Source organism: Lapillicoccus sp. (genome assembly GCF_039935575.1).
Classification (GTDB): Bacteria; Actinomycetota; Actinomycetes; order Actinomycetales; family Dermatophilaceae; genus Lapillicoccus.
Window position 1 is genome coordinate 13461 of sequence record NZ_JBDTKA010000143.1, and the last position, 18945, is coordinate 32405.

Genomic DNA, 18945 nt, shown 5'->3' on the forward strand with positions numbered 1-18945 from the left:
GCCGCGGCGCTCAAGACGGCTCTCCGTTCGAGTCGGCCAGGACCAGTTCGTGGATTCGGTCCAGCTCGCGCGCTCGGTGACATGCGGAGACGTGGTCTGGACCGAGCTGCATCGGCGCCGGTGTCTCGGTTCGGCACGCGGGCAGGCCGTGCGACTCGGTGCACCGCGGCTCGAAGGGACACCCGACGGGGACGTCCAACAGGTCTGGCGGTCTGCCGGCGATGGTGAACAGACGCTCGGTGCGAGGGCCCCAGCCCGGCCGGGCACGCACGAGAGCTCGCGTGTAGGGGTGCCGGGCATCTCTGAAGACGGTCTCGGTGGGGCAGCGCTCGGCGGTGGTGCCGGCATACATGACCAGCACGTCGTCGGCGATCTCTCGCACGACTCCGAGGTCGTGCGAGATCATGATGAGCGAACACCCATGCTCGGCCCGAGCGGTGCGCAGCACGTCGAGCACCTGCGCCTGCACCGTGGCGTCGAGCGCGGTAGTCGGCTCGTCGGCGACGATGAGCTCGGGCTGGTTGATGAGCGCCATCGCGATGACGGCCCGCTGACGCATGCCGCCGGACCACTGGTGGGGGTACTGGTTGCTGCGCCGCGCAGCGTCGGGGACGCCCACCGACTCCAGGGTCTCCACCACGCGCCGACGCACGCTCTGCCGGGTGGCGGAGCGATCGTGGTACTCCACGGTCAGCCCGACCTGGCGGCCGATCCGCTCGACCGGGTTGAGGGCGGTCATCGGGTCCTGGAAGATCATGCTGACTCGACTGCCCCGAATTGCGCGCATCTGCTGCTCGGAGAGGCGCAGCACGTCCTGCCCGCCCAGCAGCATCTCACCGCCGGTCACGCGGGCGTTGCCCGCGAGCAGTCGCATCAGCGTCAGCACCGAGACGGTCTTGCCCGACCCGGACTCGCCGACAATGCCGAGCGCCTGACCCGCCTCGAGCGAGTAGGACAGGTGGCGAACAGCGTGTACTGGCCCATCGAGCGTGTCGAACTCGACGTTGAGGTCGCGGACCTCGAGCAGGCTCACCGACTGGCCTTGGGGTCGAGCGCGTCGCGCATCCCGTCGCCGATGAAGATCACCGACAAGGAGGTGATGACGATGGCCAAGCCGGGGGCGAGCCAGAGCCAGGGCATCGAGGAGATGACGGTGAAGGACTGAGCCGACTGCAGCATGTTGCCCCAGGACGCCTGCGGGGGGACCACGCCGAGGCCGAGGAACGACAGTGCGGCCTCGGTGAGGATGGCGGAGGCGACCAGCATCGCGCCGCTGACGGTCACCTGGGGGATGACCGCGGGCAGCAGATGGCGCCGCATGATCGTGTGTTGTCTGGTTCCCGCAGCGACGGCAGCCTTGACGTAGTCCAGCTCACGGACGGTGAGAACCACCGATCGGCCGATGCGGGCGGCGGTCGGCCACGCGAAGGCCGCGATCAGTCCGACGAGCAGCGGAATGGACGGGCCGAGAATGCCGCCGGCGACGATGACGACCAGCAGCGACGGCACCGCCATGAACATGTCGGTGATCCGCATCAAGGCACCGTCGACCACGCCCCCGACGCTGCCGGCGACCACTCCGACGACCAGGCCGATCACGAGTGCGGAGGCGGCGGTGCTCAGGCCCACCAGGATCGACACCCGGCCGCCGGACAACAGTCGGGCCAGGACGTCGCGGCCCAACAGGTCCGTGCCGAGCCAGTGCGCGCTGGTTGGCCCCTGTCGGCTTGCCAGGAGGTCCTGCTGGTCGGGACCGATGTGTAGCAGCCACGGACCGATCACTACCGCGAGGACGATGAGCAGGAGTACGACCACCGAGACGCGGGCGCCGAGGTTGGCCCAGAACCGGCGTACGGCGAGCTCGAGAGGGCTGCGCGGTGTGCGAACTGCCTCTGCGGGCAGGTCCGCCTCGCTCTCCCCGACGCCGTCGGCTACCTGGGACATCAGGGGCGCGCCCACGTCGCCTGCGCCGGTCGTGCTCATCAGCGACGGGTCGCTCATTGCAGCCTCACCCTCGGGTCGAGGACCGACAAGAGGATGTCGGCCAGGAAGTTGCTCAGCACCACGAGCACGGCGACGACCATGCCGAAGGCCAAGATGATCGGGTAGTCCCGGAAGTCGATCGCCGCGAGCACCAGTGATCCCATGCCCGGCCAGGAGAAGACCGCCTCGAGCACCACGGCCCCGCCGAGCAGGGTGGGGACCGAGATCATGATGACCGTCACGAGTGGCCCCAGGGTGTTGCGCAACGCCTTGCGACGGGCCCCGCCCTGCGTCGCACCCTGAGCCAGCGCAGTGCGGACGTAGTCGCTGGACAGCTCTTCCAGCAGGCCGACCCGGACATACCGGGTCATCACCGCCGACTGGACGATGGCCAGCACTCCCACCGGAAGCACGAGGTGACGCAGCAGGTCGGCTGCGCCGCCGTTGCCGGGGGAGCTCATCTGCGAGGAGGGCAGGTATCCGAGCTTGGCCGAGAAGATGTAGATGACCACCATGCCGAGGAAGAAGGCCGGGGTGGACATCAGGACCAGAGACAATGTGCCGACGCCGTAGTCGACGACCGAGCCTTTGCGCGCCGCCTGGACCGTACCGAGGACGAGCGCGATGATGTTGCCGATGACCAGTCCGAGCCCCATCAGCTCGAGTGTCGGCACGAGACGCTCGCCCATCAGACCGGCCACGGACCGGTTGTACTGGAACGAGGTGCCGAGGTCGCCCACCACCAGGTGGCTGACCCAGGCGTAGTACTGCAGTGGCAGTGGCTGGTCGAGGCCGAACTCCTTGGTCTTGGCCGCGATGAGGGGGCCCGAGTCGCCGACCAGGTCGGGGGGGACGAGCGAGGCCAACGGCCCGCCGGGAGCGGCATGGCTGAGCGCGAACAGCGCCATCGACACGGCGACCAGCACGAGCACCATCGTGGCAAAGCGGGTCACGAGGTAGCGAACCATGGAGAGCTCCTCTGGAGGCCGGGTGCCCGCCCCGGGAGGACCGGGACGGGCACCGGGGTCAACGAACAGTCGTCACTTCACCGTCCAGTCCTGAACAGACATCAGCATGTTGGACATGCCGTCGCCACCGCGGATGCCTCCGGTGACCTTGCTGCTGAAGGCAAACACCCGGGTCGGCCGAGCGATGTAGAGGTGTGAGACGTCGGCGTTCTCGAGCTTGCCTGCCTGCGTGAGGACCTTGCTCCGCTCGGTCTCGTCGGTGATCGTCGCGGCCTGGGTGAGCAGCGAGTCCACCTGAGGGTTGCAGTAGTTGGGCAGGTTGGCGCCCTTGGGGAAGGCGTTGGCACAGGTGATCATCGGGATGTTAGTCGCCGGGTCGGCGACGTAGGAACCCCCGCCGTACAGGAAGATGTCGTAGTCGCCCTTGGTGAGCATCTCGGTCAGCTGAGCCTGGTCGACGGGCTTGATGGTGGCCTTGACCCCGGCGTCCTGGAGGTTCTTAAGAACCACCTGGTCGATCGAGGCGCGCTGGGCGTTGTTGTTGACCTCACGGATTGTGAACTCGCGGTTGAAGTCCCAGCCGCCCTCGGTGAGCAGCTGCTTGGCCTTGGCCGCGTCGTAGGCATAGGTGTTGAACCCGTCCTTGACCACCTTGGGCGAGGTGAACACGGAGTTGACTGGCTTGGCCTGACCCGCGTAGATCGAGGAGATGATTCCTGTCCTGTCGATGGCCGTCAGCAGGCCTTGGCGGACCTTGGCATCCTTGAGATAGTCCTTGCGCTGGTTGACGGTGTAGCGGTCAAAGCCGGGGACCTCGTTGCTGACCGTCTTCACGCCCTTGCCTTCGAGGCCCTTGACGGTGGCTACGTCGGTTGCCGCCACGAGGCTGACGTCGATCTCGCCCGACGACAGCTGCTGCGTTGCCACGTCCTGCGAGACCAATGACTCGACCAGGGTGGTGAAGGGCACCGGCTTGCGGAAGTTCGGGTTCTTGGTGAACACGGCGCGCTGGCCGGGGGAGTAGGTGGTCAGGGTGAAGGGACCGAGCCCGGGCACCTTGCCCGGAGTCACCCAGATCTGCGACGAGGCGACGGCGGCAGGGTCCTCCTTGCCCACCGTGTCCTTCTGCAGGATGTAGATGGTTGCGCCGAAAAGGGTGTAGAGGAAGCCGACGTCGGGGTTCTTCAGGTCGAGCTTCACCGTGTGGTCGTCGACCTTGCTGACCCCCGAGAGCTCCTTGGCGGCGCCGGAGGCGACCTCGTCGTATCCCGCGATGGGTTTGAGGACGGTGGCGAGGGGAGACTTGACGGCGGGGTTGACGTAGAGGTTCAGCGTGAAGATGACGTCGTCGGCCGTGAACGGCTTGCCGTCGGACCACTTCTGGTCGGCCAGGGTCAGTGTCAGTGTCTTGGCATCCGGGGACAGCACCCACTTGGTCGCGGCGCGAGGTTCCAGACTGCCGTCGGCGGCCACGTTGACGAGCAGGTCCTGGGTCACGTTGAGGATCTCGCTGTTGCCGTAGGTGCCGCCCAGCAGCGGGCTCGCCGTGTCCGGCTTCTGCTGTAGCCACACCGTGATGCTCTGCGTTGTCGACCCACCGCCGGCGGTGGCCGTCCCGCCGCTGCCGTCGGCGGCGGGTGGAGGTGAGCAGGCGGCGAACGTCAGGCTGGCCGCGACCGCGGCGCCCAACACTCCCGACGCAGTCCGGGTGGCTCGTGTCATCGGGTGCTCTCCTTCGTGTCCGGGTAGGTCCGCAGCGCGTCGGAGGTCCTCGGCGGGCGGCGGTGGGTGTCATCGTAGGGAGGCCCGCGCAGACATGGCAAGACGTTCCATGTTGCGGTTGAGCCACGCTCGCACGGGTGCTTCCTCATGACGCCGTCAGACCGCCGTCTGCGAACGCGAACGTGTTGCGTACAGGCCACCGGGTTCAGGTCAGCTGGGGGCCCCGTCCGCGCGTCCGAGACACCGTGGTCAGCGCGGTGACGATCGCCACGTCGTTGGCGAGCGAGTCGGCGGTCCCCTGCAGCAGCTCGATGAACCGGGGACGGGCCGTGGAGGAGAACTCACCGGCGGCGCCGGACACGCTGAGCGCCGCCACCGTGGTCCCGTCGACGCCGACCGGGACGGCCAGGCAGCGCAGACCCTCGTCCCACTCCTCGTCGTCGTAGGCGTAACCCTGGGCGCGCACCGCGTCGATGACGGGGGCGAGCGCATCGGGGGAGGTGATCGTCGTTGCCGTCGAGGCAGCCCAGGGGAGCGGCGGCAGATGGGCTGCGACCTCGGCGACGGGCAGTGCGGCGAGCAGGACCTTGCCGAGGCCGGTGCCATGCGGGGCCGCTCGGTCACCCACACTCGCGTCGAGACGCAACGGCCGCGACGGGTGCTCGACGGCGACGTGGATGACGTTGGTGCCGTCCAGGACGGCCAGGTTGGCGGTCTGCCGGGTGTCTTCGGCGAGCGCCGCGAGGTGCGCATGCGCCAGGTCCGCCACATTGAGCGAGTCGACGAACGCTGTCGCCAGCGCCATCACCTTGTGTCCGAGACGGTATGCGGGTCGATCGTCGACCCGCACGAGGTACTCGTGGTCGATGAGGGCGCTGATCAGCCGCACGATCGTGCTCTTGGGCAGCCCGCTGACCTCGTGGATGTCGGCGAGGGTGACCGGCTCGCGTCCCTGGGCGACGGTCTCGAGCACCAGCAGCCCGCGTGCGAGGGCGTGCGTGTGGTAGTTGCTCCTGCCTCGCTGGTCGTCGTCGGCCATGGCCTCTCTCCATCGTGCGCTGGGCCAATCTACACACGCGCGGGCATTCCGTCGCGATGGCCGGAGCACCGGTCTTGTGTGAGGGGACCTCACCTGGAATCATATTTCATGTCAATTGAGGAGGCGCACCGAACGTGAGGATCGCCCTGGTCGGCGCCGGGTTCATCGCCGGTGCCCACGCTGCGGCCGCTGCCGCATTACCCGACGTCGAGCTCGTCGGTGTCACCGATCGAGACGCCGCCGCGGCAGCCCGGTTCGCCGTCACCTGGGGGGTGCGCGTCGTGCCCACGGTAGAACACCTGTTGGCCGACGATGACGTCGACGCCCTGGTGGTCTGCACTCCCAACGACACGCACGCCGAGCTGGCTCGCGCGGCCGCGTCCGCCGGCAAGCATGTGCTGCTCGAGAAGCCGATGGCGCTGTCCGCCCAGGACGCCTCATCTGTCGCCGACGCGTTCGCCGAGGCAGGGCGGGTGCTGCTGGTCGGGCACACCCACCGGCATGCAGATTATGCTCGAGCGGTCCGGGAGACGATCACCTCCGGCAGTCTCGGCACGGTGCGAGGGATACGGATCGCGATCACCGGGGGCTGGATCTGGGGTGGCTGGTCCTCGTGGGTCCTCGACCCCGACCGGTCCGGTGGGCACGCCTTCCACAACGGGGTGCACCTGTTCGACCTAGCCCGTTGGTGGCTCGACTCGCCCATCTCCAGTGTCTGCGCCGTGGGCCAGCCCCTCACCTCTGCTGCGCTGCGCATCGACGACTACCTGTGCGCCACCCTGGTGGCCGAGTCCGGCGCGACAGCCGTCTGTGAGATCAGCCGGGGCGAACGACCGCGGTCCACCTCGCTGTTCGAGATCGTCGTCAGTGGAGACGGAGGAACCCTGGTGCGCAGCAACGGTGACGAGGGCCTTGTCGTCTACGGCAGCGGAGGGTCGGGGCCAAGGGCGGCCGCGGGTACGGACCCCTTCCGCCGACAGCTGCGTGTCTTCGCCGACGCCGTCTCGGGCCGCGGTCCGGTCGACCCCGCGCCGGACCTGGCGGTGCACGCCACGGCGGTGGCCGAAGCCGTCGAGCGGTCCGCGCGCAGCGGCCAGTCCGTCGAGGTAGCGCGATGACCGGCCGGGTCCTGCTCGCGGGAGCGGCCGGAGAAGCGGCCGGACGGCACCACCAGCGCGACATGTTCGCACCGGCGATCGGGGCGAGCGACCTGCTCGAGGTATGCGGTGTGTGGCCGGGTCCGGTCGGTGCCGAGGGGTTCGGCCGGGCGGCCTTGCTCGCTGACGACCTGGGGGTTCCGCTCGTGCGCGACTCGGTGGCCGCGCTCGCCGCAGCCGACGCCGTCGTCGCCTGCCTGGACCCCGACAGCCTCTGCGAGCTGCTCGGCGCCGCACCGGTCGGGGCGCCGGCGCTCCCGGTGCTTGTCGACAAGCTGGTGCTTTTCGGGACCGCTCGCCTGGGGACGCTGGCGCAGGATCCCTCGGCAGGAGCTGTCGTGGCGGCCTACCACTCCCGGTTCCATCCGAGTGTGGCCGGCCTCGCGGCGCTGGTTGCGTCCGGAGAGCTGGGGCTGCCTCATGCTGCCCACGGCGAGCTGGTCGTCGCATACGGCGACGGCCCGGCCGCCGAGGGCGACCTGCGACATGTGGGTGTCTTGGCTCTCGACGTGCTCGCGGCCATCGTCGGCCCGCCCACGGGATCGGTCCATGCGGTTCGCACGGCGACGGGTGACCCTGCGACCGAGGGCTGGACGCTGACCGTGCGTTGGCACCCGGGTATCGTCGTGACGCTGATCGTGTCGCGCTTGCAGCCGGGGACCACCGGGTCGCTGCACCGGTACCGCGTCCTCGGCAGCGAGGGCCAGGCGCTGGCCGACCTCGCGGCGCCACGGCTGAGCCTGGTCGGCGGTCCCGACGTGCCCTACGGACCGGGACCGGTGCAGCTCGAGCTCGAGTCGCTGGCGTTCGGCGCGCGGGGCACGACCCTGACGGACCTGACCCGCCTCAGCCGCCTCATCGACGCAGCAGAGCGTTCGGCAGCCGACGGGAACGTGCAGCCATACGCGTGACGGCGGGGCGTCGACGAGGTGCCCGCCTGTGCCCCGAGCCACCCAGTCAGGTTGCCGACACGTCAACCACGCGCAACGCGCGCCCCGGGCACACCCGTTCTGCCTGCTCGGCGTCCTCGAACTCGTCCGCCTCGGGCTGACGCAGCAGGATCACGGTGCCGTCGGTCTCGTCCTGGTCGAACAGCTCCGGTGCCGCCAGCACGCACTGACCGCCGCCGACGCACTGGTCGATCTCCACCTCGATCCGTACCTCCGGCTTCGCGGGCGCTGAGAACCCCTCTCCTGTCGTCACCATGTCACCGGCAGGGACTCGACGCCGACGAGGTTGGTCTGCTTGAACGGCACCTGCGCCGGGTCGAGCGCCAGACGCAGGGTCGGTATGCGGCGGATGAGGCTAGCGAGCACGACCGACAGCTCCAGTCTGGCCACCGGCTGCCCCAGACACTGATGAGGCCCGAACCCGAACGCCACGTGGTGCCGGTTGTCGCGGTGGATGTCGAACCGGTCGGGGTCCTCGAACGCGCGGGGGTCCTTGTTGGCCAGCGCGGGTCCGAGGATGAGACCGTCACCCGCCTGGATCGGCTGGCCGGCGATCTCGGTGTCTCGGGTGGCGGTCCGCACGAGGATGTAAAGCATGCTCACGTAACGCAGCAGCTCCTCGATCGCGCCGGGCAGCAGGCTGGGGTCGAGGCGGATCTCCTCCAGCTGGTCGGGGTGAGTGAGCAGGACGTACGTCCCCGTGGCGATCATGGTCGCGGTCGTCTCGTGTCCAGCGGTGAGCAGCAGGCGCAGCGTCGCGACCAGCTCGTCGTGGGTCAGCAGTCCGGGCTCGAGCAGCTCGGTGACGCTCGCCCCGATGATGTCGTCGCCAGGGTGCTGGCGAGCGCGTTCGACCAGGCCCGACATGTAGGCGAGCAGCTCCGAGGTGGCTGCAGCCGCCTCCTGCGGGTCGCCGTCCATGTGGCTGCGCGCCTCTGCGCGCTGCTCGTACCACTCGTGGTCCTCGTAGGGCACGCCCACCAGCGCGCACATGGTCTGCGAGGCGACGGGGAGCGCCAGGTCGCCGACGAGGTCCGCTCTGGGTGCCGAGCCCTCCGCAGACGGCCGGGCGAGGAGGGCGTCGAGGGTGTCGTCGACGATCTGCTGGATCCGGGGCCGCAGCGTCTCGACCCGCCGGATGGTGAAGTACCGGGTGAACATCCGTCGGTAGCGCGTGTGCTCCGGTGGGTCCATCACCGTGAAGGACGTCTCGGGGCGTTCTGCGGCTGCTCGGTTCGCCGAGCCGACGAAGCGCCACATTTGCTGCGAGCTGAAACCGTCGCCGGCGAGGACCTCGCGGATGTCGTCGTAGCGTGTCACCAGCCACGCGGGCTGGCCGTCGTGCAGCTCCACCGGAGCCACCGGACAGGTGTCGCGCAGCGCGGTCTGAGCGGCCGGCGGGTCGAGGGGGTGCTCTCGCGGGGAGGGGAAACGCAGCGGCGTCGCGTCGTGCTCCATGGTTGTCTGCTCCGGTGTGTCGTCAGCAGCTCGGCCCACCCGAGGGCGCGTCCGAACAGAGGGCGTCTCGCCATGGTAGATGGGCACTGGTTCAGTAAGCAACCAATGTGAAACGCTGTTTCACGACAGCGCCACCCCACCTGCGACGAGGAATCCCATGAAGGTCATGACCATCTACGCTCATCCCGCCGACACGATCACCAACTGCGGCGGCGCGCTGGCTCGGCACGCCGACGCGGGCGACGAGATCCACGCCCTCATCCTGACCCACGGCGGCCGAATCCACCCCAACGTCTACGCGCAGGAGTGGCGCAAAGAGCACCCCGACGAGCACGTGCTCGCCGCCGGCCTCGCCGACATCGCCGCAAACAAGCGCCGCGAGCTCGAGCGGGCGGCGGAGATCATCGGGATCCACGACCTGGTCCTTCTCGACCACGACGACACCATGAGCACGGTGCACGAGGACGTCGTGGAGGAGGTGGCCGAGCAGATCGTCCTGGTCCGCCCCGACGTGGTGGTTGCCGACTACCCCCAGAACGCCGTGCAGTCCGCCTCCTCCCACACCATCGCCACGATGACGGCACTGGCAGCCATCGACCGGGCTGCGTCATACCTGAAGAACCTTGACGGGCATGAGGAGGTCAACGTGCGTCAGGTCTTCTTCACCGGACTGCCGGTCTGTGCTCCCGACGCCCTCAGCGTCTACGGTCTGCGCAACGACACCTTCATCGACATCACTCCCGTCGTCGGCCGCAAGATCGCGGCGGTGGACTGTTTTGTGAGCCAGGGCTACGACGGGGCGTTCGCGCGCAAGGTCGTGGAAAGCAACAACGGTGAGTTCGGACGGGCCGCCGGGGTCAACTTCGCCGAGGGTTATGTGCGACACCGCAACGAGACTCACGCCCTGTTCCCGGTGACCTCCGCGGCGATGCAGGTGGACCCGCTCACCCGGCACGTCGCCTACTCGCAGGTGAGCCTGCGGGAGGCCTACCCCGTCGCTTCACATTCCGCGTAGTCACCCGCCGAGGGCCACGACCGCCCCGGCGCGGATCCCGCTGAGTCGGCCGTCCTCGACGGCGCGCCGGCCGGAGACGAGCACCTCGCGGACGCCGACGCTCAGCTGGTGGGGGTTCTCGAACGTCGCCATGTCCCGCAGCGTCTCGGGGTCGATGACCAGGACGTCGGCGACAGCGCCGACCTCGACCGTGCCGCGGTCGGTGAGGCCCACCCGCCGAGCCGGCGCGGAGGTGCACCGACGGACGGCGTCGGGCAGGTCGGCCCGGCCGCGGGAGGACAGGTAGCGGGGGAAGCAGCCGTAGCACCGCGGGTGCGGGGTCCCGCGGCCGGTCGGACCGGTGGGGTCGAGGGCCAGGCCGTCCGAGGCAACGACGGTCGCCGGGTGTCTCAGCACGCGGTCGAGGTCCCTGGCATCACGCCCGAACACCACGACGAGAGCGGATGATCCATAGCGGCGCAGCAGGTCGAGCGCAGTCGCGTCGGGGCTCTCGCCTCGGGCGCCGGCAATCTCAGCGACGGTGCGTCCGAGCAGCTCGGACTCCTGCGGGTCCGGCAGCCAGCTGACGACAGTCTCGTTCCAGCCCACTGCCCGAGATGCCCACTCCTGCATCAGGACTCGCACGGTGTCGGGTTCGTAGAGGCGCTCCCTCATCGCATCGTCGCCGCCGGCCTGGATCTGAGGCGGCACGGCCTGCGCCAAGGGAGCGTTGCCGGCGAGGTAGGGATAGATGTCCACGCCCACGTCCAAGCCCTCGCCGCACGCCTCGTCGACCATCGCCAGCGCGTCCTCGACCCGGCCCCAGTTGCGCCGCCCGACCGCCACGAGGTGCGACACCTGGGTGCGACAGCCGGTCTCGCGAGCGACGCGTAGGCACTGGGCGACCGACGGGAGCAGGTCGTCGGCGTAATCGCGGACATGCCACGCGAACAGCCGGTCGTAGTCGGCGACCACCCGGCCCAGGGCGACCAGCTCGTCCTCCTCGGCGAAGCACAGCGGGGAGTACACCAGTCCTGTCGACAGCCCCACGGCTCCGTCGTCGAGGCCTTGCGCGAGCAGGTCGAGCATGGCTGCCAGCTCGCGAGGGGCGGCCGGGCGGGCGTCGAAACCGACCGTCGAGGCCCGTAAAGGGCCATGCGGCACGAGGGTGAGGACGTTGACGGCCGGGCCGGCGGTGCGCAGGGCGTCGAGATAGCCACCCACCGTGCTCCAGTCGATGACCACGTCGGGGTCGAGGTCGAGGTAGGCCGCGGAGGCTCGGATCGCGTGCAGATCGGCGTCCGTGGACCGGGGCGCGACGCCGAGGCCGCAGTTGCCCACGACCTGTGTCGTGGTGCCTTGGGTGAGTGCGCTCGGCGCCTGCGGCGACGACAGCAACGTCAGGTCGCTGTGGGTGTGGATGTCCACGAAACCGGGGCAGACGACGAGCCCGGTTGCGTCCAGGACGGTCCGCGCGCGCTGGTCGAGCGCGGCGGCGACGGCGACGATGCGCTCGCCGATGATGCCGACGTCGCAGAGCCGCTCCGGTCCCCCCGTCCCGTCGACCAGGGTTCCTCCACGAACGACAAGGTCCAGGATCTCAGTGGCCGCGGTCATCGGTCGCTCCCGTCTGCGAGGTCGAGGTCGTCGTGGGCGATGACGTTGAGCATCGGGTGACCCGACGCCCGGCGGTCGGCGTTGGCCAGGAACAGCTCCCAGATCCGCCGGAGGTACCACGGGCTGCCGGTCGACCCCGAGATATGCGCAGTGACAACAGTGTTCGGTAGGTCCCAGAACGGGTCGTCGGGAGGCAGCGGCTGCCGGTAGTGGTCGTCGAGGGCGGCGCCGCCCAGCTGGCCGGACTGCAGTGCCGCCACGAGTGCGGCCTCGTCGACGACGCGGGCCCGCGCCGGGTTGAGCAGGAGCGCCCCACGTGGAAGGCGGGACAGGGCTTCTGCGTCCACCAGTCCCCGGGTGCCGGGGCCGTCGGGGACCGCGACGACCAGCGCCCGGATACCTGCGAAGAAGGCGTCTCGTTCGGTGAGCCCGAACCACCGGTCGGGCTCCGGGAACGACGTGGCCGCGCGGTCGAGTGGGTCGAACCGCGGGCCGCGGTCGCGGTTCCTGGTTCTCGACAGCACCCAGACGGGCAGCCCGAGCGGCGCGAGCAGGTGGGCGACCTCGCGTCCGATGTTGCCGAAGCCGAGGATGCCGACCGTCATACCGCGGAGCTCGTTCTGGTATGCCGGTGCCCGGTCCCACCGGTGCGCACGTTGGGCCGTGAGCATGTCCGGGAGGCGTCGCCCCAGCGCCAGCAGCATCATCACGACCCATTCCGCGATGGGCCGGTCCTGGACTCCGCTGGCGTTGGTCACCACGACGCGCCGAGGGAGTGCGAGCCCCTGCAGCTGGGAGTAGCCATGCGAGCCGAGCTGGACCCACTCCAACCGCGCCAGGTCCGCGACGTTTGCTGGGGGCTGGTCCGTGAAGAGCACGGTGGCGGTCGAAACCAGCTCGGCGTCGAGGGACCAGCCCGGTGACACCTCGCCGATGATGGTGATGCGAGCCTGTGGCATCGCGGCGGCCAAGGCGTCGAGGTGGCCGTCTGCTCCTGGTTGCGCGACGACGACGTGGTCGGGCACCTCAGCTCCTCATCACCTTGCCGGGGACACTCGAGAACTCCTCGGCGCCGGCGCGGAACGGGTAGGCAGCGCGAGTCTTGTCGGTGAGCTCGACGCCGAGACCGGGGGCCTGGGGACGCAGGACACGCCCGCCGTGCAGCTGGAGGGAGTCGCCCCACAGCTCGGTATGCAGGGGCCCGGCAGCCGGGGGCACCTCGACGGTCAGGGTGTTGGGACAGGCGAACGCGGCGTGGACGTTCTGCATCACGCCGACCCCCCCGGACCAGGCGTGCGGGGCAACGTGCCGCCCGCGCTCGTCGAACAGCGTTGCCGTACGGACGAACCCGTCGATCCCCAGCCAGGCGGCATCGGGTTGGGCGACCGCGAAGGCGTCACGCTCCGCGAACGCGGCGAACTCGGCCACGGTGGAGAGCTGTTCCCCGCCCGCCACGGGAATGGCGCTTTCCGCTGTGAGAGTCGCGTAGCCCGCTATGTCGTCATAGGGGAGTGGCTCCTCGAAAAGGACTAACTCGAAGGGTTCGAGAGCACGCAGCACCGCCCCGGCCGTGTCGACGTCCCAGCGCTCCGGGCCTTCGCGGTGGCCCATGTGCCCGTCGAGGAGCAGGCTGACGCCGGCGCCGAAGGTCTCTCGCAACAGGGCGGCCTTGCCGACCTCCGTCTCGACCGCCGCCTCCCGTCCGGGTCGACCGACCTCGTCGCGGGTGGTCGAGTCGAGGTAGCCCGAGCTGAGCTTGACGGCTTGAAACCCCAGCCCGAGGTAGAACTCGACCTTGCGCACGAGGTGGTCCGGCGGCCACGGCGACGGCCCGCCCGTCGCATACGCCGGAAGGCTCGGCGGGGCATCGGCGCTGAGCAGGCGGTGGACCGGCAGGCCGCGGAGCTTGCCGACGAGATCCCACAGCGCTCCCTCGATGCCCGCCAGCACGGCCGCCCCCAGCCCGACCCGTCCCCAATACTGGAAACAGGTGCGCATCCGAGCGACGACCTCCCGCACCTCGAAGTCGGCCCGGTCCACGTCGTCCAGGGCGAGCAGGATCGGCCGCAGGTAGTCCACGACGAGAGGGACCGACTCGGGGAAGAAGTAACCGGCATACGTCTCGCCGAGGCCGATCGTCCCGGCGCTGGTCTCGATCTCCACCAGTGCCACGCTGCGACTCTGCTTGAAGACCGAAAGCCAGGGGTCATCCGTGCAGGGACCCGTGAGCAGGACGGTCCGGACGTCAGCGATACGCAAGGTGCCAGCGTTGCTGAAACGACGTTTCATGTCAACCGGCGTGGCTGAAGCGCTGATTAGGGTCCACTTCGCCGCGCTGATATCGTGGGTAATGCCGTGCGACGGCCGCGGATTCGAGAGCGCCCAGGTGGATATGCCCTGGTGCACCGCGCAACGAGAAACAGAAGGAGTCGGTTCATCCATGCCTTTGGAGTCTGACGTCAAGCAGAAGATCATGACCGACTACGCCACCGCCCCAGGTGACACCGGTTCCCCCGAGGTCCAGATCGCGATGCTCACGCAGCGCATCAAGGACCTCACCGAGCACTCGCGGGCCCACAAGCACGACCACCACAGCCGCCGCGGACTGCTGCTGCTCGTCGGTCGTCGCAAGCGGATGCTGCGCTACCTCGAGGCCACCGATGTCGAGCGCTACCGCGCGCTGATCAAGCGCCTCGGCCTGCGCCGATAAGCCTGTGACAGGGCGGCCCTCGCTCCATCTGGACGCGAAGGTCGCCCTCTCGCATGAAATGCCCCGGGCACAACGACGATGCACCGGGTAGCACACAGAGAAATGGAGGACCCATTGGAGGGTCCAGAGATCACCTTCGCCGAAGCCGTCATCGACAACGGCCGCTTCGGCACCCGCACCGTCCGGTTCGAGACCGGGCGCCTCGCTCGTCAGGCCGGGGGAGCCGTCACGGCCTACCTCGACGACGACACCATGCTGTTGAGCACCACCTCTGCGGGCAAGCAGCCCAAGGACCAGTTCGACTTCTTCCCCCTGACCGTGGACGTCGAAGAGCGCATGTACGCCATCGGCAAGATCCCCGGTTCGTTCTTCCGTCGTGAGGGTCGGCCCTCGACCGAGGCCATCCTCACGTGCCGGCTCATCGACCGCCCGCTGCGCCCGACCTTCACCAAGGGGCTGCGCAACGAGGTCCAGGTCATCATCTCGGTGTTCGCGCTGAACCCCGACCACCAGTACGACGTGCTCGCCATCAACGCCGCGAGCGCCTCCACGCAGATCTCCGGCCTGCCGTTCTCCGGCCCGGTCGGCGGGGTCCGCGTCTCCTTGATCGACGGCCAGTGGGTCGCCTTCCCGAACTTCTCCGACAGCCCGAAGTCGGTGTTCGACATGGTTGTCGCCGGTCGCGTGGTGCCGGGCAGCCACGACACTGATGGCTCCGAGGACGTCGCGATCATGATGGTCGAGGCCGAAGCCACGGACAGCACGTGGGACCTGGTCACGAACCAGGGTGTCGGCGCGCCGACCGAGCAGGTCGTCGCCGAGGGCCTCGAGGCGTCCAAGAAGTTCATCGCCCAGCTGTGCAAGGCACAGTCCGAGCTGGCCGCAGGCGCGGCCAAGCCGGTGGAGGACTTCCCGGTCTTCCTCGACTACAACGACGACGCGTATGCCGCGGTCGAGTCGGCCGTGATGGCCGACCTCGAGCAGGCGCTGCAGATCGCCGGCAAGGCCGAGCGTGAGGACCGCATCGACGAGATCAAGGCCACCATGAAGGGGTCCCTCGAGGACGCCTACGCCGGCCGCGAGAAGGAGCTGTCGGCCGCATACCGGTCGGTACAGAAGAAGCTCATCCGGCAGCGCATCCTCACCGACGGTGTCCGCATCGACGGTCGCGGACTGCGGGACATCCGCGCGCTGTCGGCCGAGGTCGAGGTGCTCCCGCGGGTGCACGGCTCGGCGATCTTCGAGCGCGGCGAGACCCAGATCATGGGTGTCACCACGCTGAACATGCTGAAGATGGAGCAGCAGCTCGACACGTTGTCGCCGGTGAAGCGCAAGCGCTACATGCACAACTACAACGTCCCGCCCTACAGCACCGGTGAGACCGGTCGGGTCGGGTCGCCGAAGCGTCGCGAGATCGGCCACGGAGCGCTCGCCGAGCGTGCTCTCATGCCGGTGCTGCCGACGCGTGAGGAGTTCCCCTACGCGATCCGTCAGGTGTCCGAGGCGCTCAGCTCCAACGGCTCGACGTCGATGGGCTCGGTCTGCGCGTCTACCCTGTCGCTGCTCAACGCCGGTGTGCCGCTGCGCGCCCCGGTCGCCGGCATCGCCATGGGTCTGGTCTCCGACGCGGTCGACGGCGAGACGAAGTATGCGGCCCTTACTGACATCCTCGGCGCGGAGGACGCGTTCGGTGACATGGACTTCAAGGTCGCCGGCACCAAGGAGTTCGTCACCGCGATCCAGCTGGACACCAAGCTCGACGGCATCCCCGCCTCGGTGCTCGCGAGTGCGTTGACCCAGGCCAAGGAGGCCCGGCTGCACATTCTCGAGGTGATGGCCGAGGCCATCGACGTGCCCGACGAGATGTCGCAGTACGCGCCGCGGATCATCACGGTGCAGGTCCCGGTCGACAAGATCGGTGAGGTGATCGGCCCGAAGGGCAAGATGATCAACCAGATCCAGGACGACACGGGTGCGGACATCTCGATCGAGGACGACGGGACCGTCTACATCGGCGCGGTCGACGGCGCCTCCGCCGAGGCGGCTCGGGCGGCGGTCAACGCGATCGCCAACCCGCAGATGCCCGAGGTCGGTGAGCGCTTCATGGGGACCGTCGTCAAGACGACCACCTTCGGTGCGTTCATCTCGCTCCTGCCCGGTAAGGACGGCCTGCTGCACATCTCCGAGGTGCGCAAGCTCGTCGGCGGCAAGCGGATCGACAACGTCGACGACGTCCTCAAGATCGGCCAGAAGGTCCAGGTCGAGCTCAAGGAGATCGACCCGCGCGGCAAGCTCTCGTTGGCGGCCGTGATGGCCGAGGGCGCTGACGGCGCAGCTGAGGTCTCCAACCCGGAGCCGGCCAACGCCTGAGGCACCACCACGCATCACCCGCATGAACCGGACGGCCCGGCATACCCGCTCTGCGGAGCGGTATGCCGGGTCGTTCCGTTCTGTCTCCCCACCCAGCTGACTGGCCTCGGTCCGCGAGATGCGCGCAGGCGTGCGGTGTGCGCACAGTCCCGCAGGCGGCATTCATCAGGGCTACTGGCCCCGTGAAAGGGTGTCGGTCATGGACACGATGGCGTCGTTCTCTCTCGATGGACGTGTGGCGGTCGTCACCGGCGGTACCCGAGGACTCGGGGCGGGTTTTGCCGAGGCGCTGGGCGACGCTGGTGCCAAGCTCATGATCGTCGGGCGAGACGTCGAGGCTGCCGAGATCGTGCTGGACCGGTTGCGAGACAAGGGGGCTGACGTTCGGTTCGTCGTTGCCGACGTCACGCGCCAGGACGACGTGAGAGGCGCGCTCGAGGCGACACTCGACGCATACGGGCGGGTCGACATCCTGGTCAACAACGCCGGCGCGTGCGTGCACGCCCCCGCCCTCGACGTCACCCCGGACGACTGGCGGCACGTCATGGACGTCAACGTCGACGCCGTGTGGCGGTGCTCGCAGACCTTCGGGCGCCACTTCGTCGAGCAGCGGTCCGGGACGATCGTCAACATCGGGTCGATGTCCGGGATGATCGTCAATCGTCCTCAGTGGCAGCCGGCGTACAACGCGTCCAAGGCTGCCGTTCACCACCTGACCCGCAGCCTTGCGGCGGAGTGGGGTCCGTATGGCGTGCGGGTGAACGCGTTGGCCCCTGGGTACATCCGCACCGATATGTCGCCCGTGGACGACCCACGGTTCCGGCAGAACTGGATCGAGGACGCGCCGATGCGGCGGTACGGGACGGTCGAGGAGCTTGCGCCGGCCGTGGTGTTCCTCGCCAGCGACGCCTCGTCCTTCGTGACCGGCTCGGTGCTCGTCGCCGATGGGGGCTACACCGCGTTCTGAGAGCGGATCCGTCAGCCGTCCCGGTCGCCCCTGGCGCGGTAGCGGTCGGCGAACCGGGGGTCGGACTGCCACCACAGGCCGGTGGCGGGCTCGACCGCGTCCGCAACCGTGACGGAGTTGGCGATGGAGTCGGCGATGGAGTCGGCGAGGGCGTCGCTCTCGCGCGCCTCCCGGTCGTCGGAACGCACCCACTCGATGAGAACGGCCGCGATGAGCGGCAGTCCCACCATCTCCGAGACCCCGAGCAGGACCCCGCCACCGGTCCGCTGGTCCATCAGCGCATCGTCCACTCCCAGGCTCGCGAACGCCGGGAAGCCCGGAAACAGCAGGCTGCTCGTGCTCATCAGGGCGATCCCCGGGATCGCGTCGAGCAGGCCGTCGCCGAACGCGATCAGCGCGCGGACGCCAGGCGACGCCCACCGGGGCAGCAGCTCCTCCACGAGAAGGGGCAGGACGAACAGCAGACCCGTCACGAGCAGGTGGACGACCAGCACGGCCTCGACCAGCGTCGACCTCGTCGATGCCTCGAAGTACGGCGAGTAGAAGACGGCCATCAGGGACCCGATCGCCAAGAACGAGCTGACGACCGGGAACATCAGCACGCGCAAAATCACTCCGGCTGCGCCGGAGGGACTTCCGGTATGCCTGCCTGGCCTGGTCAGGGACCGCAGCCGGACCGGGTCGCCGAGGGCGAGACCGACCGGGGTCACGCTGGCGAGGATGCCCACCTGCAACGCCGCGACCCAGAACCGGCTGGTGCGCTCGACCTGCAGGGGTCCGCACACGCAGTAGGCCAGGGTGCCCGCCCCGGCCGCGAGGTAGAGGAGCGACCGCCACCACGGCCATCGAGCACCCCGTCGAGCCGCCTGACGCCACCAGACGAGGTAGGGCACGACCACGACTGCGAGGACCAGGATCCCCGGCGGCCAGGCCGTCCACGCGGTCAGGAAGTCACTCGCGTCGAGGACGGCGAGCGGCGGCATGAGCCCATGCTCGGCGTCGCACCTGAG

Annotated in this window: 17 protein-coding genes; 6 read left to right on the forward strand and 11 right to left on the reverse strand. The window is 69.1% G+C overall.

What is annotated here, in order from left to right; all coding sequences use genetic code 11:
- Positions 1-10: 10 nt before the first annotated feature.
- The 5 genes from ABI385_RS17055 to ABI385_RS17075 all read right to left on the reverse strand — a co-directional run bounded on the left by ABI385_RS17055 (position 11) and on the right by ABI385_RS17075 (position 5712).
- Positions 11-1033, reverse strand: a complete 1023-nt coding sequence (locus tag ABI385_RS17055; RefSeq protein ID WP_348104957.1) for an ABC transporter ATP-binding protein — start codon at positions 1031-1033, stop codon at positions 11-13.
- A complete protein-coding gene (locus ABI385_RS17060) occupies positions 1030-2001 on the reverse strand; it encodes an ABC transporter permease (protein ID WP_348104958.1) in 972 nt (323 codons plus the stop codon). The genes ABI385_RS17055 and ABI385_RS17060 overlap by 4 nt, the downstream gene beginning before the upstream one ends.
- Positions 1998-2951, reverse strand: a complete 954-nt coding sequence (locus ABI385_RS17065) for an ABC transporter permease (RefSeq protein WP_348104959.1) — start codon at positions 2949-2951, stop codon at positions 1998-2000. The genes ABI385_RS17060 and ABI385_RS17065 overlap by 4 nt, the downstream gene beginning before the upstream one ends.
- A gap of 72 nt (positions 2952-3023) precedes the next feature.
- Positions 3024-4673 carry an ABC transporter substrate-binding protein gene (locus tag ABI385_RS17070; protein ID WP_348104960.1) on the reverse strand — a complete coding sequence of 550 codons (1650 nt, stop codon included), beginning with the start codon at positions 4671-4673 and terminating at the stop codon, positions 3024-3026.
- Between the two features lie 205 nt (positions 4674-4878).
- Positions 4879-5712 carry an IclR family transcriptional regulator gene (locus ABI385_RS17075; RefSeq protein ID WP_348104961.1) on the reverse strand — a complete coding sequence of 278 codons (834 nt, stop codon included), beginning with the start codon at positions 5710-5712 and terminating at the stop codon, positions 4879-4881.
- A gap of 134 nt (positions 5713-5846) precedes the next feature.
- Between ABI385_RS17075 and ABI385_RS17080 the strand changes: the two genes are divergently transcribed.
- The gene (locus tag ABI385_RS17080; protein ID WP_348104962.1) at positions 5847-6830 is read left to right on the forward strand and encodes a Gfo/Idh/MocA family oxidoreductase; all 984 of its coding nucleotides are present in this window, start codon (positions 5847-5849) and stop codon (positions 6828-6830) included.
- Complete coding sequence (locus tag ABI385_RS17085; RefSeq protein ID WP_348104963.1) at positions 6827-7780, forward strand: hypothetical protein; 954 nt, start codon at positions 6827-6829, stop codon at positions 7778-7780. The genes ABI385_RS17080 and ABI385_RS17085 overlap by 4 nt, the downstream gene beginning before the upstream one ends.
- Positions 7781-7826: 46 nt before the next feature.
- Here the strand turns inward: ABI385_RS17085 and ABI385_RS17090 are convergent, their stop codons facing one another.
- Both ABI385_RS17090 and ABI385_RS17095 read right to left on the reverse strand, forming a co-directional pair.
- A complete protein-coding gene (locus ABI385_RS17090; RefSeq protein ID WP_348104964.1) occupies positions 7827-8072 on the reverse strand; it encodes a ferredoxin in 246 nt (81 codons plus the stop codon).
- The gene (locus tag ABI385_RS17095) at positions 8069-9277 is read right to left on the reverse strand and encodes a cytochrome P450 (protein ID WP_348104965.1); all 1209 of its coding nucleotides are present in this window, start codon (positions 9275-9277) and stop codon (positions 8069-8071) included. The genes ABI385_RS17090 and ABI385_RS17095 overlap by 4 nt, the downstream gene beginning before the upstream one ends.
- A gap of 166 nt (positions 9278-9443) precedes the next feature.
- On the opposite strand from ABI385_RS17095, the gene ABI385_RS17100 reads away from it, so the two are divergent.
- Positions 9444-10292, forward strand: coding sequence for a PIG-L family deacetylase (locus ABI385_RS17100; protein WP_348104966.1), 849 nt, complete (start codon positions 9444-9446; stop codon positions 10290-10292).
- Here ABI385_RS17100 and ABI385_RS17105 read toward each other — a convergent pair whose 3' ends face one another.
- The 3 genes from ABI385_RS17105 to ABI385_RS17115 are packed head-to-tail and all read right to left on the reverse strand — an operon-like array spanning position 10293 to position 14147.
- Entirely contained in the window at positions 10293-11888 is a 1596-nt protein-coding gene (locus ABI385_RS17105; RefSeq protein WP_348104967.1) for a D-aminoacylase, read from the reverse strand. It abuts the gene before it with no gap.
- Positions 11885-12913, reverse strand: a complete 1029-nt coding sequence (locus ABI385_RS17110; protein WP_348104968.1) for a D-2-hydroxyacid dehydrogenase — start codon at positions 12911-12913, stop codon at positions 11885-11887. Before ABI385_RS17110 ends, ABI385_RS17105 begins: the two co-directional genes overlap by 4 nt.
- 1 nt (position 12914) lies before the next feature.
- Positions 12915-14147 carry a mandelate racemase/muconate lactonizing enzyme family protein gene (locus ABI385_RS17115; RefSeq protein WP_348104969.1) on the reverse strand — a complete coding sequence of 411 codons (1233 nt, stop codon included), beginning with the start codon at positions 14145-14147 and terminating at the stop codon, positions 12915-12917.
- Positions 14148-14328: 181 nt separating this feature from the next.
- On the opposite strand from ABI385_RS17115, the gene rpsO reads away from it, so the two are divergent.
- The 3 genes from rpsO to ABI385_RS17130 all read left to right on the forward strand — a co-directional run bounded on the left by rpsO (position 14329) and on the right by ABI385_RS17130 (position 17935).
- Entirely contained in the window at positions 14329-14598 is a 270-nt protein-coding gene (rpsO, locus tag ABI385_RS17120; protein ID WP_348104970.1) for a 30S ribosomal protein S15, read from the forward strand.
- A 114-nt stretch (positions 14599-14712) separates the two neighbouring features.
- Positions 14713-16968 (forward strand): polyribonucleotide nucleotidyltransferase, encoded by a 2256-nt coding sequence (locus ABI385_RS17125; RefSeq protein WP_348104987.1) that lies wholly within the window; start codon positions 14713-14715, stop codon positions 16966-16968.
- A 199-nt stretch (positions 16969-17167) separates the two neighbouring features.
- Positions 17168-17935, forward strand: a complete 768-nt coding sequence (locus tag ABI385_RS17130; protein WP_348104971.1) for a glucose 1-dehydrogenase — start codon at positions 17168-17170, stop codon at positions 17933-17935.
- Positions 17936-17946: 11 nt separating this feature from the next.
- On the opposite strand, the gene ABI385_RS17135 is transcribed toward ABI385_RS17130, so the two are convergent.
- Positions 17947-18918, reverse strand: a complete 972-nt coding sequence (locus tag ABI385_RS17135) for a cytochrome c oxidase assembly protein (RefSeq protein ID WP_348104972.1) — start codon at positions 18916-18918, stop codon at positions 17947-17949.
- Positions 18919-18945 lie beyond the last annotated feature (27 nt).